The sequence below is a fragment of the Runella aurantiaca genome, from assembly GCF_003339505.1.
Classification (GTDB): Bacteria; Bacteroidota; Bacteroidia; order Cytophagales; family Spirosomataceae; genus Runella; species Runella aurantiaca.
Genome location: NZ_QPIW01000002.1, coordinates 210,111 through 228,139 on the forward strand (window position 1 = coordinate 210,111; position 18,029 = coordinate 228,139).

Below are 18,029 nucleotides of genomic sequence, written 5' to 3' on the forward strand. Positions count from 1 at the left end.
CAAATCAATACCGCCAGCTCTTCAAATCAGCACCCGCAGGAGCACCCGCTTCAATGCGTTTGAGGATTTTGGGGATATACATTGTATTGTACCGCAGGCGCGTCACGTGGTTAGGCTGATTGGGGTCGCCGTTCCAGCAATGCTCAAAGCGGTCGCCGTATTTTACCTCACCGTCGTAATGCGGATTTTTGGTGGTTTTTAGATAATCTTCCATGAGATAAACAGCGTTATTGAGGTAATAGTTGTCCATATCACCGCAGTAAATGTGGATTTTACCCTGCAATTTCTTCCCAACCGTAGCCCACTGACGTTTCAGAATGTGCATTAAATCGTAGTTTTCTGACCAATATTTCGCCACTGAATGGTCGATTTTGCCCGTTGCCTTGTCCCAAATCGGTTTCGGATACCCATTTTCACCCACGGGTGAGTAAGTAGCCTGCCAAATATCCCATTGGTCGCCAGAGCGTGAATTGTCGCCGATGGCCAGTTCGCGTTGGTTGATTTCTTCAATGGTACATTTGACCTGACCGAGGTAATTACGCATTCCGGGCCGGGGCGTTTTTTTGAAATCCCCAGGCAAAAAATAGGCGTTTTCGTCTTTGTAAATATCGACCACCGTGTAGGCCTCAAACGTAATTGGGTCGGGGCAGGCGGCAAAACAGCCGTTGTATTCATCGGGATAAAATACCTGCGCCGCCAGCGCTTCCCAGCCACCCGTACTTCCACCGTACAGAAACCGCGCCCAACCTTGGCCTATTCCGCGAAACCGTTTTTCAATTTCGGGAATCAACTCGTACGTAATAGCATCACCGTATGGGCCCATATTGGCCGAATTGACCGCGTAAGAGTCGTCGTAATACGGCGTAGCGTGCTGAATCTCAATGATAAGCATACGCGGAAAATCCTTGCTCGTCCATTGCTTATACAAATTATAGGCCTCCTGCCATACAAATTTTTTATAGCCATAAACGCCAAAGCGCGCCACATAATCAGTCGTGTCCATATCGGCAGGTGGCGGCGTTTCTTTGAAACCATCAAAGTCGGCGGGAAAGTGGCCGTGATTGATGCAGAGCGGATATTTGGCTTCGGGATGCTCATCAAACCCATGCGGCAAGAGCACGTGCGCTCCCAGATACATAGGCCGCCCCCAAAACTCCGTCAGCATTTTACTCTGAATCTTGATGTGTTTGATGTATTTGGTGTCTTTGGGCTCAACAATGGGTGGATTTTCCTGATCAAGCACGATTTTTACCACCTGCTTGGCTTTGGGGTCAAACTTGATTTTGAATGGTTTTGAGTACAAGTTTCCGGGAGCCGTGCGGTAGTTTTGGCCTTCTCCACGGTCCATCGGTAGCTTTACGGTGTAGCCCGTTTTGAGTTTAAAGGTCTCGTATTTGTGCAAAAGTGCCTGTACCCAATACTCGCCCGCAGGAAAATCTGCGAGGGATTTGACGGGATACCCAAAAGCCGAAGCACCCATTAAGGTAGGTTTTGCAGCCTGCCAACCGTCCACATTTTGACCGAATAATTGCTGCGAATTGGCATCGTCGCTTACTTGAAAGCGCGGCTCCGATTTGTTGTCTTTTGCCAAAAACAACATCAGACGGCCATCAAATGAAGCGCCTTTGGCCGTTGGGAAAGTAATAGAAAACTGGGTTTGGGCGGAGGCAAAGGTAGCCCAACAAGCACATACGAACAGTAGAAGACGATGCATATTGATAAGTTGTAAGTTGATGATTACTCAATTTTACAACTTATTCGGCACTTTTTGAATGATTTAACCCATAAAATCTTTCCCTTACAATGAGCCTCGACGAATCAACCCAAAGGGGTTTTTGATTTGGGCGGTGTTGCCCTCCAAAATCAACTCCGCCGCCGAGCGGCCCATTTGTTCGTGGTCGGTAGAAATCACCGTGATGCCATCCGCCAGTACTTCTTTGAGCGGCGTATCATTGAAGGCCATGACGCCCACATCTTTGCCCAATATAAGGCCCTGCTGCTTTGCTTTTTTGACCAACTCGGCCAAATCCGAATCTTCCAATACCGCATAGGCGCGGCCTTTTAGTTCGGTTTCAGAAGAGGCACTTTCGATGGTTCGGCCGTTTTTATGAAAGTGGGCGCAAAAATTACGAAATCCACGCACAATTTCGGGTGGATATTTGACATCTTTGGGAAACACTAAAACCAACTCCTTGTACTTGTCTAACAAATCCTGACCCGACTCTAGAGCTCCGTACAAATCATTGGTAAAGTCCTGATAAATGCTGGAATGTGCCTCCGTCAGCTCAGGAATTTCCTTATCCAACAGCACCAATTCGTTGGCAGGAATTTGGCGTAAAGTATCAACAATGGACGAGATATTGACGTCATTGTAAAAGTGAGGCATAACAACGTACGAATGATAATGCCCCACGCTGTCTCTAACAATATCCCTAAAAATACGAAGACTGCCGTGGTGAATGTGCAACGTAACAGTAGCCCGCTCCCCCAATGTAGCCACAAAAGACTCATAAATAGCCTTTTTGTAGGCACTTAGCTTATTCATTACCAACAAAACCCGAATTTGTTTCGGTTTTTCATTGAGGATATAATATCCCTTTCCGCGTACCGAATCAATGATACCTAGGGCTTTGAGTTCTTTGTAGGCTTTTTCGACGGTATCACGGGCCAAGTAATATTCTTCACTCAATTCATTGATTGAAGGTAATTGTTGATGACGCTTTAGAGAACCTCTTTCAACCCCGTCGATAACAGATTTTACAATCTGCTTGTACTTAGGGGTTTTAGCGTCGTGATTCAAGTGAAGGGTAAATGACATACGCCGGTACTTTTTTCAAATTTAGTCTTTTTGTGGCTTCTTCAGCTTCTTTCGTTGTTGTTTTTTCTTGATTTCTTTCAGCGGATTTTTGTGCAACTCCACTTTTTGACCAAGTAATTCACGAATAACGACTGAGGCACAAACACTTCCGAAGGTAGCCGGGATGTACGAAATGGTACCGTAGGCCGAACGTTTAAAATTATTGCCGTCGGTCAGCATGAGCGAATCTTTCTGTATTTTCTCCGTCGAAAACACCACTTTGATTCCTGACTCAATGCCGTATTTTTTTAATCGCTTGCGCACATAATGCGCCAACATACACTCGTAAGTGTCAAATAAATCGGCGACTTTGAGCTGCGTGGGGTCGTACTTTCCACCCGCCCCCATGGAGCTAATCAACGGATAATTATAATTCAATGACGTTGACAGGAGTGTCAACTTGGGCGTAATGCTATCGATACAATCCATGACATAATCATACGGCCCCGTCTCCATAATTTCGCGTACCTTTTCGGGGGTCAAAAACTCTTTCACAACCCGTAGTTTTAATTCAGGATTGATGGCCAAGAGACGCTCAGCCATGAGGTCGGCTTTAGGCAATCCGTGCGTAGTGGCAAGCGCGGGCAATTGGCGGTTTCGGTTGGAAGGGTCTACCACATCGCCATCCACGATGGTCATGGCCCCCACCCCCGAACGGGCAATAAATTCGGCCGCAAAAGAGCCTACTCCGCCCAGTCCAACCACCAGCACATGGGCTCGTTGAAGTTGGGTCAATCCTTCATCTCCCACCAACAAATGCGTGCGTGAAAGCCATGACAAATCAGCCATTTTTTTAAGTAAAATGAATGGGTTAGTAAATAAAGAACCGGCATTTTCCAATAAAAAGGCTAATTATTCTCTACTGGTTGAACACCGTTGCAAAGTTAGTCCAAATTTGATTTTTTAACGCAGAAATTGGGATTTCTAACTGCACAGCCGCCGCTTCGTATATCTTTTCAATGGGCGTATCACGGTCATCATTCTCCAAAAACAAACGTGTTAAAGGGATGGTTTTCAATACCTTTGCGGCATTTGATTCTGGTTTGAGCAAGGCTACCCCGAGCGAAAAGTAAAAACCATGCGCTAATAATTGCTGCATGATTTCGGGCTTATTATTAAATCCGTGGACAATCAACGGCACTGAAGGTTTTATCTGTTTTTTCCATTGTAAAAGCTCGTTAAACGCCCGTACGCAGTGAATGACAACGGGTTTTTGTAGTTGTTCGGCCAACGTTACCTGAGCCTTAAAAATCGTCAATTGCGTCTCTAAAGGAAGCAAAATCCCTCTATCAAGGCCGCATTCACCAATGGCAAGCACGTTTTTATGACCTGCCACCTGCTCAACCACCGTCAGTTGGCTTTGCCAATCTTCAGGATGGGTATACCACGGGTGGATTCCCACAGAAAGCCAGTTGTTTTCGACCTCTCCAAACCGCCCAATGTCTTGTATGAGCAGATTATAAATGCTTTTCTCGTCTGGCGTGGGTGGAAAATTGTGGGTATGAAAATTGAGAAATTGTGTCAACTTTGCAAAAATTTCAGAATAGCCTCTAAGTTATTAAACTTCGTCCTATATGAGTACCGTTGCGTTCCAATGCCTTCCTTTCGACAGCCTGAGTCTCCGCCAATTGTATGATGTGTTGGCGCTGCGAATTGACGTTTTTATAGTTGAACAAAATTGCCCTTTCCACGACGCCGACAAAAAGGACTTTGTCGCGCATCATTGTTTAGGTTACGACGAAGACGGAGAGTTGGTCGCCTATACGCGCCTGTTTGATGTCAACCTGTCGTTTGAAGGCTACACTTCCATCGGTCGCGTGGCCACTTCCAATAAAGTACGCGGACAAGGTATTGGTCAAAAACTAATGTCTTATTCTATCCAACAATGTGAGCAACTCTACGGCCACCACCCCATCAAAATCGGCGCGCAAAAGTATCTTTTGAAGTTTTACGAATCGTTTGGTTTTCAATCTACTGGCGAAGATTACCTAGAAGATGGCATTCCACACACCATTATGATACGGGAAGCCTAATCTAAATTATCAGTTTTGATATCTTCAAAGCGTTCCACGTGCCCAAAAGCATAGTTCATTTTTTTGCGGTCAAACTCTTTTTCGTTGTTGGCAATCCAAATCGTAGCCACGCCGTTTCCGATAAAATTGGTGATAGCCCGGGCTTCCGACATAAATCGGTCTACCCCCAACAGCAACGCCAAACCTTCTACCGGAATCACTTTGATGGCCGACAATGTACTGGCCAATACAATAAAACCGCTCCCCGTTACGCCCGCCGCCCCTTTAGAAGTAATCATCAGAATACCGATGATGGTCAAAATCTGCCCAAGGTCAAGGTGAACGTTAAACACTTGCGCCAGAAAAATCACCGCCATAGAAAGATAAATGGTAGTTCCGTCCAAATTGAACGAATAGCCCGCAGGAACAACTAGTCCAACCACCGATTTTGAGCAACCCATGCGCTCCAATTTTTCCATGAGCGAGGGCAATCCTGCCTCCGACGATGATGTGCCGAGCACAATCAACAGCTCTTCCCGGATGTAGCGCAAAAACTTGAAAATGCTGACCTTGTAATAACGCAACACAAAGTAAAGCACCACAAACACAAACAGGGCCATGGTGACGTATACCGTTAGCATGAGTTTGGCAAGTGGCAACAAGGTTTTGATGCCATACTTGCTGATCGTAAATGCCATACCCCCAAAGGCACCGATGGGCGCCAACAACATGACTTTGTGCAATCCCCAAAAAATGGTTTTGGAAACAGGCGTTAGAAACTCAACGACTTTGTGCCGAATCGAACGACCGCTGATGACGATTCCCGACACGATGGCTACCACTAATACCTGCAACGTAACATTGTCCCAAAAGAACTTCCACCAACTAAACGCTACCGCACTTTTGGTGTATTTTGAAATATCGCCCCCTTGAATAGCCTCGGTCATTACGCCGTCGCCCGGACGAATGATATTGGCTACCAATACCCCAACGATGAGTGCAATGGTAGTCACGACTTCAAAATAGAGCAACGCTTTCGCCCCTACTTTACCCACTTTTTTGAGGTCACCCATGCTGATGATGCCGAGCGTAATGGTCACAAAAATGATGGGGTTGATAAAAAGTTTGACAATACTGATGAAAAGACTACTTAAAAACTCGCTAAAAGTAGTTTTGATTTCAAATTCCGAAATCCATAAGTTGAATTTGATGGGTTTTTCCAAAATGGGTTGCAGTGCCACCGAAGGATAATAATGCCCCAGTAATACCCCCAACGTGATGGCGGTTAAGACCCAGAAAGTAAGATTAGTAAAGAGTTTTTTCATCAGAATTAGGAAGGCTTATATTTCTTCTAAAATGAACAATGGTTTGACAACAATTTTGAACAGAAAGGGCGTTTTTCAAAAATAGCCAATCCACTCCAATATCCAAGCCAATATACTTACCGTAACCAACGACAACGGAATACCGACTCCCACCATTTGAGCAGCCAGCGCAGGATTGAGGCGATAGTTGGACGCAATAATGGCGATGGTATTCATGGGTCCCAACGCCGCTCCCAATACGCACATTTCGGCGATGATGCCCCGTTGTTTGAGAATTATCACAAAAAGCAATGTTATCAGCAGCGGAGCCAAAATCAGTTTATAACCCAGCCCCCAGCCAAGCGCTCGCCAATGAATGTTTTTATCCCGAAAATCAATCTGCATTCCAATCGAAATCAATGCCAACATGCTGAAAGGCGCAGCGAGTTTTTTCAATAAACCAGTTACAATATCTGGCAAACTCAAGCCTGACAAATTGATAATCAGAGCGATACAGAAAGCAATAAACGTAGGAAATCGCAGCACATCAAGGAGGAATGTCCATTTTTTTGTTTGGGCATTGGCATAGTAGGATGCCGTAACAATCCCCACCGTACTGCACACCAAAAACGACCCTGCCTGACTCATCAGCACTCCGATTTTCATGCCTTCTTCGCCGTACAACAAGTCAAAAATCGGAAAACCAACAAACGATACGCTTGGGATTCCTGCCGTCAGGATAAGCACCGCTTGGCTGTGAGGGTGAAACTTCACAAACTTTTTTAAGAGTTAAAAAAATAGCAACGAGCCTCCAAAAGAAATCCAAGGCATCAAAATCGGCAAGGCATAATTGGCATTAAATCGGGTCGTGGAGGTGTAAAGCAATGTAGCAGCGGGCAAACAAACGTACAAAAGCAGGTTGTTAATGACCAATGGAGCATCTTTGCGCAAAACAGGGACTTTTTTGAGCAAGGTTCCTAGTACGAGGCAAAGCAGCAGAAAAAGAATATTTGTCATTTTAAAACCCTTGGTCCCGACATTTCTTAAAATTTAAACAAACCGCTAACGAAACAGAAACTTATAGCCTGACACAATCGCGTGCAAATGCGGCGCATGGGCAATGGGCGGAAAAGCAAAACGCGGCAACGTAAGATGGGGCGTGGAAAGTGAATGATGTTGGACATTCATCAACGCCGTCTGATACCCCGCCTCTTTTGCGGCGCTCACCGTAGTGTTGTCAATTTCGGCCATGCTTCCGTACGGATACACCAAAATATCAATCGATACATTCAGTTGCATTTCGAGGCGTTTTTTTGATTCGGCCAACTCATATCGCTTTTCTTCCGCCGACAAAAATTTCAGCACGCGGTGCGTCATGGTGTGCGAAGCAATGCGGTGACCGCGTTTTGTTAAATCCTGTATTTGCCCCCAATTCATGAATTGATAGCGAAGCGGGTCGTGCATCACTTGGGCATAAGGCCAACCGTTCTTTACGCAAATCTCTCGTACAAGTCCGTAAACATCCGCGATTTGATGTTGGTAAATGTATTTTTTTAACTCCCGGGTGAGGTTATTAAGATTTCGCAAATCTTGCATCACATAAAAAGGCTTTTGGTATTGATTGAGTGGCAAAAAAAAATCCTGACCTTGAGCTTGTTGAAACAACAAAAACAGATGGTCGCGCCAAATGTGCGGGAGTTCACCATCAATCATGGCAGGACAAATCGCAAAGAGCGCAGAGAGCTGGTGTTTTTCAAGAATTGGCGCGAGAATTTCGTAGTTATTCAACATCCCATCGTCGACGGTCAAAAACAGCCCATGCGCTTGCGGATTTTCCAATTCCTGAATGGGCAAGACCCGAAAATGCTTTTTCAGAAAAGTCAATTGCTTATCAAATACCGCCGCCGTAACGTCTACATTATACGTATCAAACGCTGGTAAACTACTTACAGACAGTACATTATGATAGGAAACAATGCCCCGCTTTCGCCCCGCCAACGCATGATATACTTGGCTCAACCCCGTATAATAAGAAGCAGTGAGCCAACTATCGCGGACAAAATGTTTGAAGGCCATACCGACGCTATTTGCTTTTTTGTTTATCAAAATACTGCTTCATAAACAGCAATTGATAACTCACCGCGCTGTTCCAATAGGGCCAGTTGTGCCCGCCCGGGCGGGAAATATAATCGTGGGGAATATTGCGCTCCGCTAGTTTCTCGTGGAGATTGTTATTGACCCGATAGAAGAAATCCTCGCTGCCACAATCGATGATGAGCGCCAACGAGTTGGGCGTCAATAAATGCAGCATATTGATTACCGTATTCTTTTCCCAGTTTTCGGGGGCTTCGGCATATTTCCCCAATCGTTTGGCCATGTCCCAATTATTAGGAAAAGGCCGAATATCGACGCCACCGCTCATGCTGCCCGCCACGCCGAATACATCCTGATGTTTCAGCGCCAAATACAACGCCCCGTGGCCGCCCATGCTCAAGCCCGTAATGCCCCGCCCCGCGCGGCTTTTGATGGTTTTGTATTTACCATCAACCCAAGACACCAACTCGTTGGAAACGTAGGTTTCGTAGCGCATCGTCGGGTCAAGGGGGCTATCCCAATACCAACTTGAAAATCCACCGTCGGGACAGACAATGATGGCTTGATACAAATCGGCCGCCTCACGCATAAAAGGGGCTTTTTTGACCCATCCGTTGTAGCTATCGCCGTAGCCATGCAGCAAATACACCACTGGAAACTCCCTACTCCCGTCGTAGGTATCAGGGGTGATAACGACGGCCTTGATGCTTTTTTTCATGGACGCGCTGTACGTTTCCACGGTGTCAATTTTTACGGCCCAAACCGCCTGACTCAACAAACAGGCCAGGCCCACTATTACTATTTTTCTAAAAAAGGTCATACCAAACAAGGGTTTGTCGGCAAAGTTCAACGATTGTATTTATTTAGACAAGAAAAGCCTTTTCAAGTTATAGAAACTTAAAAAGGCTAACGGGCAACTATCTCCAAAATATTACACTTCCGACATCTGCTGTTTCAACACTTCGATGCTCTTTTTGGCTTCGTTGTCAAAATCTTTCCAGCGGCACTCGATAGATAGTCCGCCTTTATATTTTATTTTTTTCAATGCTTTGAAATATTCCCTAAAATCATCGCCAACCACGCCCGGTGCCGTACGGTTTTGCTTTTCAGCAATGTGGCAATGGGTGATGTATTTACCGTATTTGACAATTTGTTCGGGCCCTTCGTTGTCTTTCATCATGTGGTAAATATCGCACAACAGCCGAAAACGCGGATGATTGACGGCCTCGATGATTTCGACGCCTTCGGCCAAGCTATTAACAAAATTGGTTTCACTGCGGTTGAGCGGCTCAATGGCCAGCGTAACACCATGTTTTTCGGCCAAAAGAGCCATTTTTTTGCTCAACTCGATATGTTGCTGCTTGGCTTTTTCGCGGTCAAATCCTTCGGGAATGAACCGTGAACCACCGCTGCCAAACACAATATTGGCCGAGCCGCACTCTTTGGCGCGTTTCAAGGCCAGGTCAGCGCGTTGTAGAATGGCGTCGTGATGCGTATCATTTCCCACAGATTTGAGCGTTCCTGGAAAGAAACTTACGTACGACCTAACGGGAAAACGCTCGGTCTGAAGGGCGGCGGCGTTTTTTTGGTATTGCTCATCCCCACCTTTATCAGGAATCAGGAATCGCCCGACGTTTTCTTCGATAAACGAATAGCCCAAACTTTTCATCAGCGGCGTTTTGTCGTATGAGGTACAGATACCCAAAGGCAAGGATAATGCCCTGTGCGTATCACCCAAAAAAGCCGCTTCGGCCCAAGTTCCAGACGTGACAATTCCCGCCACGGTTCCAGTGGCTATTTTCAGAAAGTTTCTTCTTGAATTCTTATTTTCGAATGATTCCATCGGATAAAAAGGAGATTTTCATTCAGAAGCACATTTGCCCCCTTTTTTTACTATTCAATGGCCGAAAAACGCGTTATTTTTAATCAGGAAGTGCCTTTTCTCCCTCGTTAGTATTATCAACAAACTTATGTTAAAAACTCCCTTTTGGGGCTGAGTTTACAGGCTTTTGCGCTAAAAATTGAGGCGAAGGTAGATAATTGGTTATAACACCCAACTAGGGCAGAAGTGACTTTGCTCGTTTATTTACAACGAAGCCGTTTACCTTACTACATAAACCTGATTTTCAAGCGATTGCCCGAGCACAATTACAAGAGAAGGATAAATTACTTTTAAACTTGGCAGTACATTCTTATAAATATCTATCACAATAACAGGTAACGCAAGGACAGATAAGTTTTGTTGATAGGGTAAATTTTTATCCACGCAAATGAAAGCATCAAATCCATAATCTGCGGCTAGTTTTAGGAGTTTGCCGTTTTTAACACCGTTCCACTCCATGTCTCGTACCGTTAATACTTCATAGACGTTTGTATCAAAACAAAACTTGAAACGCACATCAATATTCTCATCAAGCAGCAGCTTCATAATGGCGGGTAAAGGTATTTAAAAGACTGGATGCCAATTCAATAACAGCTTCGGCTTGCCCACGACTCACGCTTGGATAACCCTCCAAAAAATCATCTAAAGAGCTAACTTCTAAATAATCGAACAACGTTTTTATCGCTACTCTTGTCCCTCGAAATACAGGTGTACCACCCAATATTTCAGCATCCACTACAATCACATCTCTCTGATTCATAGTCTACGTAATTGCTTAGTTTCTTTAACAAATATATACAATATACCCATTGATAGCATTAATATAAATTTGGTGCAAGATAAGTAGTTGGGGATAACGCCCAACTACGGCCTCAACATTTGGCTTTCCCCGACGGGAAACATAAATTTTACGCCAAAATCCCCTTCACCAATTTTCCGTGTACATCCGTCAAACGAAACCGTCGACCTTGGAATTTATAGGTAAGTCGCTCGTGATCAACGCCCAGCAAGTGCATCAACGTCGCGTGAAAATCATGCACATGAACGGGGTCTTTGATGATATTATAACTAAAGTCATCGGTTTCGCCATAACTGACTCCCGCCTTCACTCCTGCCCCTGCCATCCACATCGTAAAGCAGCGCGGGTGGTGGTCGCGGCCGTAATTATCGGCAGTAAGCTTGCCTTGTGAATACACCGTGCGGCCAAATTCTCCGCCCCAAATCACCAACGTATCATCCAACATACCGCGACGTTTGAGGTCGATAATCAGCGCTGCCGTAGCTTGGTCCACCTGTTTGCACTGATTGGCAATATTTTTGGGCAAACCGCCGTGCTGATCCCAACCTTGGTGGTAGAGTTGCACAAATTTGACGTCTTTTTCGAGCAGTTTTCGCGCCAAAATACAATTGGCCGCGTACGTGCCCGAATCACGGCTGTCGGGGCCGTACAGGTTAAAAACCTCGTCCGATTCACCCGATAAATCCATCACTTCGGGCACCGAAGTCTGCATCCGATACGCCATTTCGTACTGCGCAATTCGGGCATCCACTTCGGGGTCACCGTAAGCTTCGTTTTGGAGTTGGTTGAGTTTGGTCAAATAATCCAGCATCTCCTTGCGGTCGTTGCCTTCGTAGCCTTCGGGGTTATTGAGAAACAAAACAGGGTCTTTTCCCGACCGAAACTGCACCCCCTGATGTTTGGAAGGCAAAAAACCATTGCCCCACAAGCGCGCATACAACGGCTGGTCACGAGGGGCATTTTTAGAAACCAAGACAATAAAAGTCGGTAAATTTTGGTTGTCCGACCCAAGACCATAACTCACCCACGAGCCAATCGACGGGCGCCCGGGAAGTTGATTGCCCGTTTGAAAAAAGGTAATCGCAGGGTCGTGATTAATCGCCTCAGAATGAATGGATTTTACCAAACATAGTTCATCTACCACCTGCGCGGTGTAAGGTAATAGTTCACTTATCCACGTTTGATTTTTACCATGTTGATTGAATTTATAAATAGACGGAACCACCGGCAAAGCACTTTGGTTGGCGCTCATTCCCGTAAGCCGCTGCCCTTTTCGCACCGAATCAGGCAGGTTTTGGCCCGCCATTTCGTAAAGTTTGGGTTTATAATCAAACGTCTCAAACTGCGACGGGCCACCCGCCATAAAAAGGTACACCACCCGTTTGGCTTTAGGGGCAATGTGCGGTAATGCTTTCAGAATTTCTTCCTCCAGATTGGCCGAACTTTCTTCTTTGATCCCCGGTGAAGCGCCAAACAAATGCCTTGTACCAAACAGTGAGCCCACCGCCAATGCCCCCAACCCCAATGAGGTTTTGGTCAAGAAATGCCGCCGGTCAAGCCGCTTATTTAACTCCTGAAAATCAGGCGTATGTAGTCTAAATTCGTCGTCGTGATGATGTGACATGATGGTAGTCGGGCGGTTATCTCTTCGTTAAACTTGCGTCTGAATTCAATATTGTACTCGCAACTACGGCATTGGCCGCAATAAGCGACGCGTCCAATGTCGCATCTGCTTTGTATTGTCCCGCTTGAAGCCACCCGTTGGTTTTTAACTGGTTTTGGCTAAATTTTTGCAGCTGAGCCTTTTGCAAACCCGCCAGCAATTCTACTTCCTTCGGCGACGGCCTGCGTCCAGTCAGTTTTCGATAAACCGCCACAATCGCCTGTTTAACATCGTTGGTTTTGGCCATTTGTTCCCCCAACACTTTGGAGGCTTCCACAAACGTCGGGTCATTGAGCGTGACCAAGGCTTGCAAAGGGGTATTGGTTTTTTGACGACGCACCACACAAAAACTGCGCGACGTGGCGTCAAATGTCGAAAGGGTGGGGTTCGGAACGGCGCGTTTTGCCAGTATGTACAAACTCCGGCGGTACACCGCAGCGCCCGAATCAGGCACGTAATTGGCGCTATTGATGAGCCATAATCCCTCTGGCTGGTACGGTTTCACGCTGCGGCCACCAATTTCAGGATTCAACAATCCACTCGCCATCAATGCGTTGTCCCGAATCATTTCGGCGGTGAGGCGATAAGAAGGCCCGTGCGACAACCAACGATTTTCGGGGTCTTTTTCACGGGCTTGTTTGGTCGTTTGGGAGGCTTGACGGTAAGTAGCCGACATCACGATGAGTTTGTTCAACTCCTTCACATCCCATCCACTTTCTCTGAACGTAACCGCTAAAAAATCCAACAAGCCCAAATGACTCGGCAGTTCTCCCTGATTTCCAAAGTCTTCAGTGGTTTTTACCAAACCCGTTCCGAAGAAATTTTGCCACAAACGATTCACCGCTACCCGCGCCGTGAGGGGATGGTCTTCGTGCGTGAGCCACTGCGCTAATCCGTAGCGATTTTTGGGCAAATCTTTGGGGAAAGCTAAAATCGTTTCAGGCGTATTGGGGAAAACTTCTTCTCCAAATGCATCATAATTACCCCGCAAAAGAACGTGCGCTTTCTTCGGTCTTGGCGACTCCTGCATCACCATCAATTCTTTCACTTTGTCGGTCGAATCGGCCAAGGTTGAGCGCAATTGCTGCAATTTTTGACGCGCCATGAGGGTATTCGGCTCAATGGCTGATAAATAATATTCCTTTAAATCAGCCAATTCAACCACCGAAAGCTGCGCTTTGGTTTTTGTGGCGAGGGCCTTCCAATTGGCTTTTTGGGCCAACTGTTTCAATTCAAACGGTGTCAAAACGCGGTCGTAAAACGTAATATCGTCCACTTTTCCGTCGGTAAATCCCCATCCGCGCCACCATCCGCCTACCTGAATCCCCGACTGCTCCCGCGACCGAAACAAGATGTCTTTTTTGAGTTGGTCCATCGTCGTTTCCATCACTAATTCACTGCCATCCAAGTACAACCGAAGCCCCTGCGCTTGCGCTGAGCCATCATACGTAATGGTCAACTGAATCCATTTATCACGCACAACCGGTTGCGTTGATACGCGCGTAATGGCATTTGACGGCCCAACGTGCGCCATATTGAGTTCAAACTTGTTGTCTTTCAAATACAAATGCCAGCCCCTAAAATTATACAATCGCTCGGCTTGGCTTTTGTGAATAATGACCCCTTCTTTCAGATTTTTGGGGATATTTACCCAAAGGCCTACGCTGAAGGGTTGTGATTTTCGGTAAGCGCCTACACAATCCAAATCCAGCCACACGTCCCCATTAAGGGTCAAGGCTTTAGCGGCTCCTCGGTCGGCAAAAGCGGGCGTTTCCTCGCCCGATTCACGCAACATTCGGCCCAGTTGTTTGGGGTTAAGGCTGTTTTTTAAGTCATTTTCAAAAGCAAAATGGGCCACCAAACCCGTTTGTGGAATCGTTTGTTTGGCCAATTTTTGATGACCGTTTGTCACCAGCCATTGGTCAAAACTTCCTCCGGCCTTTGTTTTGGTTTGGGCTACGACGGCTTCCTGCTGTTTGATTTGGGTATTGATAAATGCTAGCACTTTTTCCTGCTCCGAAGTCGGTAGCAACAACGTGGGTGAAGGCATGGCATCGTCCCAAGAAATCTGCCCCGCTTCCTTCACATTGTTGAAAAAGCTGAACAATTCGTAATAATTCTTCTGTGAAATAGGGTCATATTTATGGTCGTGGCACTTGGCACAGCCCACCGAAAGCCCCAAAAACGCGTCGCCAAACGTATTGGTGCGGTCTACCACATATTCTGTCTGAAACTCCTCTTCAATGATACCACCCTCCAGGTTTTGCTGGTGATTGCGGTTGAAAGCCGTGGCAATCCGCATTTCCTTCGTGGGCTGGGGCATCAAGTCGCCTGCCAACTGCCAATGGATAAACTTATCGTAAGGCATATTTTTGTTGAACGCCCCAATGACCCAATCGCGGTAAGGCGACATATCGCGCAGGCGGTCCACGGTATAGCCGTGGGAATCGGCAAAACGAGCTAAATCCAACCAATCTACCGCCATTTTTTCGCCATAATGCGGCGATTTCAACAAGCGGTCTACCTGTTTTTCGTAGGCATTAGGGGAATTATCTTTCAAAAAGGCGTCGATTTCGGCCAACGTAGGCGGCAACCCTGTCAAATCGAGCGAAAGACGCCGAAGCAAGGTTTCTTTATCGGCCATTTTAGCGGGCGATAATTTTTCCTCTTCGAGTTTTTTAAGGATAAAATTATCTACCGGATTAATGACCCAATCTTCGTTTTCTACGTCGGGAACGTCGGGTTTTTCGGCCGCCACAAACGCCCAATGAGGTTTGTATTCGGCCCCGTCGTTGATCCATTTGACCAATACGGCCTTCTCCTGCGCCGTGAGTTGCAGGTGCGAATTGGGCGTGGGCATCATGTACTCGGGGTCCGTCGAAAGAATGCGGTGAAACACTTCGCTGTCTTCCAAATCCCCGGGGTCGATGGCTACTTTGTTGGGATTCTCGGGAAGATTTGCAAACGCAAAGTCGGCAATATCGAGCCGCAAACCCGCTTTTTGCTTGGCTTTGTCGGGACCGTGGCAGGCAAAGCATTTGTCGGACAAAATAGGTTTGACGTGCAAGTTATAATCCAATTCGTCGGGCAATTCTTTGTACGCCGCCGCCACGTCGTCGGGGAGGTCGGGTGAGCATCCAATCACTGACAAGCACACAATCCCAAAAAGCAGCAAATAATATCGAGGCATGAGGACTTCTAATTTTAGGCTGACAAATTTAAAGTTTAATTATTTATTCGAATTATACAAACAAGACTAAGATTTGCACAAATCCGACTTTTAACGCTTATTTTTATGATTGAATTTATGGAACACTGACTTTTATGCTTATCCTCATTGACGCGCGCTAACAACACAATTATTCTTAACAATCTTATAACCAGTGTTCTATGTTTACGCACAAATTTGCCTTTAACTCCACTTTTTCTTTACTCAACGTGGATTATGTACAGTTGAACAAAAGCTGGAACTATAAGCACATTATCAGTCCTTTTTACCGATTATATCTGATTGATGAAGGTCATGGAACGCTCTCCAATACCACGCAAAACGTTACGCTTGAGGGCCATTTTTTATACCTGATTCCGAGTTTTACGCCGTGCAGTTATTATTGTCCTAGTTATCTGAGCCAATACTATTTGCATATTTTAGAAGCAACCTCCGATGAGGTTTCCCTTTTTATGAGCAACCGAAAAATATTTAAAATTCCCGCCACGAGCGACGATTTTAGGCATTTCAAACGCCTGATTACGTTAAACCCTGAGCGGGGTTTATTCAAATCCACCGACCCAAAAGAGTACGAAAAACGACCCATCATTCAGGAATTTCAGGAGCTCAACAACCGTGTATCGCTGTCGGCTTACGTCGAAACGCAGGGCATTATCTTGCAATTACTCTCCCGTTTTATCGGTACCGAAGACTTTCGTTCTGATTCCGAAACCACGCTCTCCTATAAAGTCTCGGAGACGATACGCTATATTCAACACAACCTTCAAACCCACTTAACCGTGGCGTTTTTGGCCGAAAGAGTCCACCAAAACACTGATTATTTTTCCCGAATCTTCAAAGAAAGTACGGGCGAGCGCCCAGCCACCTACATTCAACTCAAACGCATCGAACGCGCTCAATTTCTGATGATTACCACCGATTTAACGTTCAATGACATTGCCACCGAGACGGGTTTCGAAAGCCTGGCGTACTTCTCCAGAACTTTTAAAAAAGTAACGGGCCAGACGCCCAGTGTGTACAGGAAGAACAATAGGAGGGTGTGACGAATGATTTCTAAATAATAACTCTTAAATTCGTGTCTAATATTTGGATTAACTAATAATTCAACAGACTACAATGAGCAGGGCTTTCTTATAAAAGCATTTCTTGTTTCATGAATTGAATTAGTGTGTGGAATTTATCTGCGAAATTATCAATTTGCGCTGCCATATTTTTTGGTTTTGCCCTCCGTAACAAGTTTATTGTAAGTGTTCTTAAACCACTTATGAGGCGGGTAATAGGTTGATTCTTAGTTCTTAACTCGTCTTCGGCTAAAGTCACGTCTCGCAGATAATGCAGCACCTCGATGCGCCAATGTTGACGAATAGCATCAAATAACTCATTGGCTTGTGTTTGGTTAACGGGTTGGCGATTGCTTAGAAAAAACTTACCTCTTCAGTTAATTGGCTGTCACCCAGACTTTACCGAGTTCGTTTTACTTGAATTAACGTAATTATACCTGCTTGCATCCATCGAGGAGCTAAAGCCGAAGAATTAAGCTTAAAACAGGAGTAAGTGCGCTGTTCAAGCCGGCCATGCCCCCGCTGGATTGCATCAATTCGTTGATAATTCGCTTTATTAACTAAGCTACTACAAATGCAATAACGGTAAAGATGGGTCTGGTTTGCTTTCAGTCCAACCACATAGACACCAAGAGCTCCATGAATACCATTAGTGTCAATGGTACAAGCGGGGTTGCCCGTGCCATGAAGTGCATCCAGTGTCACCTTCTGATTGCATAGTCCATGGTCATTAAGGAGTGAACTTGCTACATTTGATCATATACTTAAATTTGACTCTTATGAAAAGACGTGTTTTTGATGAAACTTTTAGACAAATGGCTGTGGAGTTGTCTTACACAAAAGGCGCCGTTCGTGAAGCAGTTGAAGAACTGGGCATTGATTCGGGCAGAATCAGTAAATGGCGACAACGAGATAACCAACCTGCACCCTCAGGTAAATCACAGACTGAGCTTACTGATGAACAAAAACAAATTCAGCAACTTCAAAAACAACTCAAAGAGGCTCAAACAAATCTAAAGGCCGATGCCGCGTGATATATTAAAAAAGGCGGTCGGCATCTTTTCCAAAGGCGACCGCTGGCGGGCCGTGGGAGATATTCCGATTTATAGAGGAACACGCCAGCCAGTT

At 45.7% G+C, this 18,029-nt stretch carries 17 protein-coding genes; 3 read left to right on the plus strand and 14 right to left on the minus strand.

What is annotated here, in order from left to right:
- Positions 1-4: 4 nt before the first annotated feature.
- The 4 genes from DVG78_RS04090 to DVG78_RS04105 all read right to left on the minus strand — a co-directional run bounded on the left by DVG78_RS04090 (position 5) and on the right by DVG78_RS04105 (position 4,382).
- Positions 5-1,714: an alpha/beta hydrolase gene (locus tag DVG78_RS04090; protein WP_114459789.1), complete on the minus strand. Its 1,710-nt coding sequence runs from the start codon at positions 1,712-1,714 to the stop codon at positions 5-7.
- A gap of 84 nt (positions 1,715-1,798) precedes the next feature.
- The gene (locus DVG78_RS04095; protein WP_114459790.1) at positions 1,799-2,818 is read right to left on the minus strand and encodes a GntR family transcriptional regulator; all 1,020 of its coding nucleotides are present in this window, start codon (positions 2,816-2,818) and stop codon (positions 1,799-1,801) included.
- A gap of 21 nt (positions 2,819-2,839) precedes the next feature.
- Complete coding sequence (locus DVG78_RS04100; protein ID WP_114460034.1) at positions 2,840-3,646, minus strand: tRNA threonylcarbamoyladenosine dehydratase; 807 nt, start codon at positions 3,644-3,646, stop codon at positions 2,840-2,842.
- Between the two features lie 70 nt (positions 3,647-3,716).
- Positions 3,717-4,382 (minus strand): TatD family hydrolase, encoded by a 666-nt coding sequence (locus tag DVG78_RS04105; protein ID WP_158549962.1) that lies wholly within the window; start codon positions 4,380-4,382, stop codon positions 3,717-3,719.
- Positions 4,383-4,431: 49 nt separating this feature from the next.
- Between DVG78_RS04105 and DVG78_RS04110 the strand changes: the two genes are divergently transcribed.
- Positions 4,432-4,890, plus strand: coding sequence for a GNAT family N-acetyltransferase (locus DVG78_RS04110; protein ID WP_114459792.1), 459 nt, complete (start codon positions 4,432-4,434; stop codon positions 4,888-4,890).
- Here the strand turns inward: DVG78_RS04110 and DVG78_RS04115 are convergent.
- The 10 genes from DVG78_RS04115 to DVG78_RS04160 all read right to left on the minus strand — a co-directional run bounded on the left by DVG78_RS04115 (position 4,887) and on the right by DVG78_RS04160 (position 15,801).
- Positions 4,887-6,194, minus strand: coding sequence for a cation:dicarboxylate symporter family transporter (locus DVG78_RS04115; RefSeq protein ID WP_114459793.1), 1,308 nt, complete (start codon positions 6,192-6,194; stop codon positions 4,887-4,889). The genes DVG78_RS04110 and DVG78_RS04115 overlap by 4 nt on opposite strands.
- A gap of 75 nt (positions 6,195-6,269) precedes the next feature.
- Entirely contained in the window at positions 6,270-6,947 is a 678-nt protein-coding gene (locus DVG78_RS04120; RefSeq protein ID WP_114459794.1) for an AEC family transporter, read from the minus strand.
- Between the two features lie 15 nt (positions 6,948-6,962).
- Positions 6,963-7,190, minus strand: a complete 228-nt coding sequence (locus DVG78_RS04125) for a hypothetical protein (RefSeq protein WP_114459795.1) — start codon at positions 7,188-7,190, stop codon at positions 6,963-6,965.
- A gap of 45 nt (positions 7,191-7,235) precedes the next feature.
- Positions 7,236-8,249: a polysaccharide deacetylase family protein gene (locus DVG78_RS04130; protein WP_114459796.1), complete on the minus strand. Its 1,014-nt coding sequence runs from the start codon at positions 8,247-8,249 to the stop codon at positions 7,236-7,238.
- 7 nt (positions 8,250-8,256) lie between these two features.
- The gene (locus DVG78_RS04135) at positions 8,257-9,087 is read right to left on the minus strand and encodes an alpha/beta hydrolase (RefSeq protein ID WP_114460035.1); all 831 of its coding nucleotides are present in this window, start codon (positions 9,085-9,087) and stop codon (positions 8,257-8,259) included.
- 111 nt (positions 9,088-9,198) lie between these two features.
- A complete protein-coding gene (locus tag DVG78_RS04140) occupies positions 9,199-10,110 on the minus strand; it encodes a sugar phosphate isomerase/epimerase family protein (protein WP_114459797.1) in 912 nt (303 codons plus the stop codon).
- Between the two features lie 258 nt (positions 10,111-10,368).
- Positions 10,369-10,695 (minus strand): DUF5615 family PIN-like protein, encoded by a 327-nt coding sequence (locus tag DVG78_RS04145; protein ID WP_114459798.1) that lies wholly within the window; start codon positions 10,693-10,695, stop codon positions 10,369-10,371.
- Positions 10,679-10,909 carry a DUF433 domain-containing protein gene (locus DVG78_RS04150; protein WP_114459799.1) on the minus strand — a complete coding sequence of 77 codons (231 nt, stop codon included), beginning with the start codon at positions 10,907-10,909 and terminating at the stop codon, positions 10,679-10,681. The genes DVG78_RS04145 and DVG78_RS04150 overlap by 17 nt, the downstream gene beginning before the upstream one ends.
- Before the next feature lie 148 nt (positions 10,910-11,057).
- Complete coding sequence (locus tag DVG78_RS04155) at positions 11,058-12,572, minus strand: DUF1501 domain-containing protein (RefSeq protein WP_114459800.1); 1,515 nt, start codon at positions 12,570-12,572, stop codon at positions 11,058-11,060.
- A 16-nt stretch (positions 12,573-12,588) separates the two neighbouring features.
- Entirely contained in the window at positions 12,589-15,801 is a 3,213-nt protein-coding gene (locus DVG78_RS04160; protein ID WP_114459801.1) for a DUF1553 domain-containing protein, read from the minus strand.
- 200 nt (positions 15,802-16,001) lie between these two features.
- On the opposite strand from DVG78_RS04160, the gene DVG78_RS04165 reads away from it, so the two are divergent.
- Together DVG78_RS04165 and DVG78_RS04175 are read left to right on the plus strand one after the other, a co-directional pair.
- Positions 16,002-16,883, plus strand: coding sequence for a helix-turn-helix domain-containing protein (locus tag DVG78_RS04165; protein WP_114459802.1), 882 nt, complete (start codon positions 16,002-16,004; stop codon positions 16,881-16,883).
- 797 nt (positions 16,884-17,680) lie between these two features.
- Positions 17,681-17,935: a transposase gene (locus DVG78_RS04175; RefSeq protein ID WP_114459804.1), complete on the plus strand. Its 255-nt coding sequence runs from the start codon at positions 17,681-17,683 to the stop codon at positions 17,933-17,935.
- The last annotated feature ends 94 nt before the right edge of the window (positions 17,936-18,029 follow it).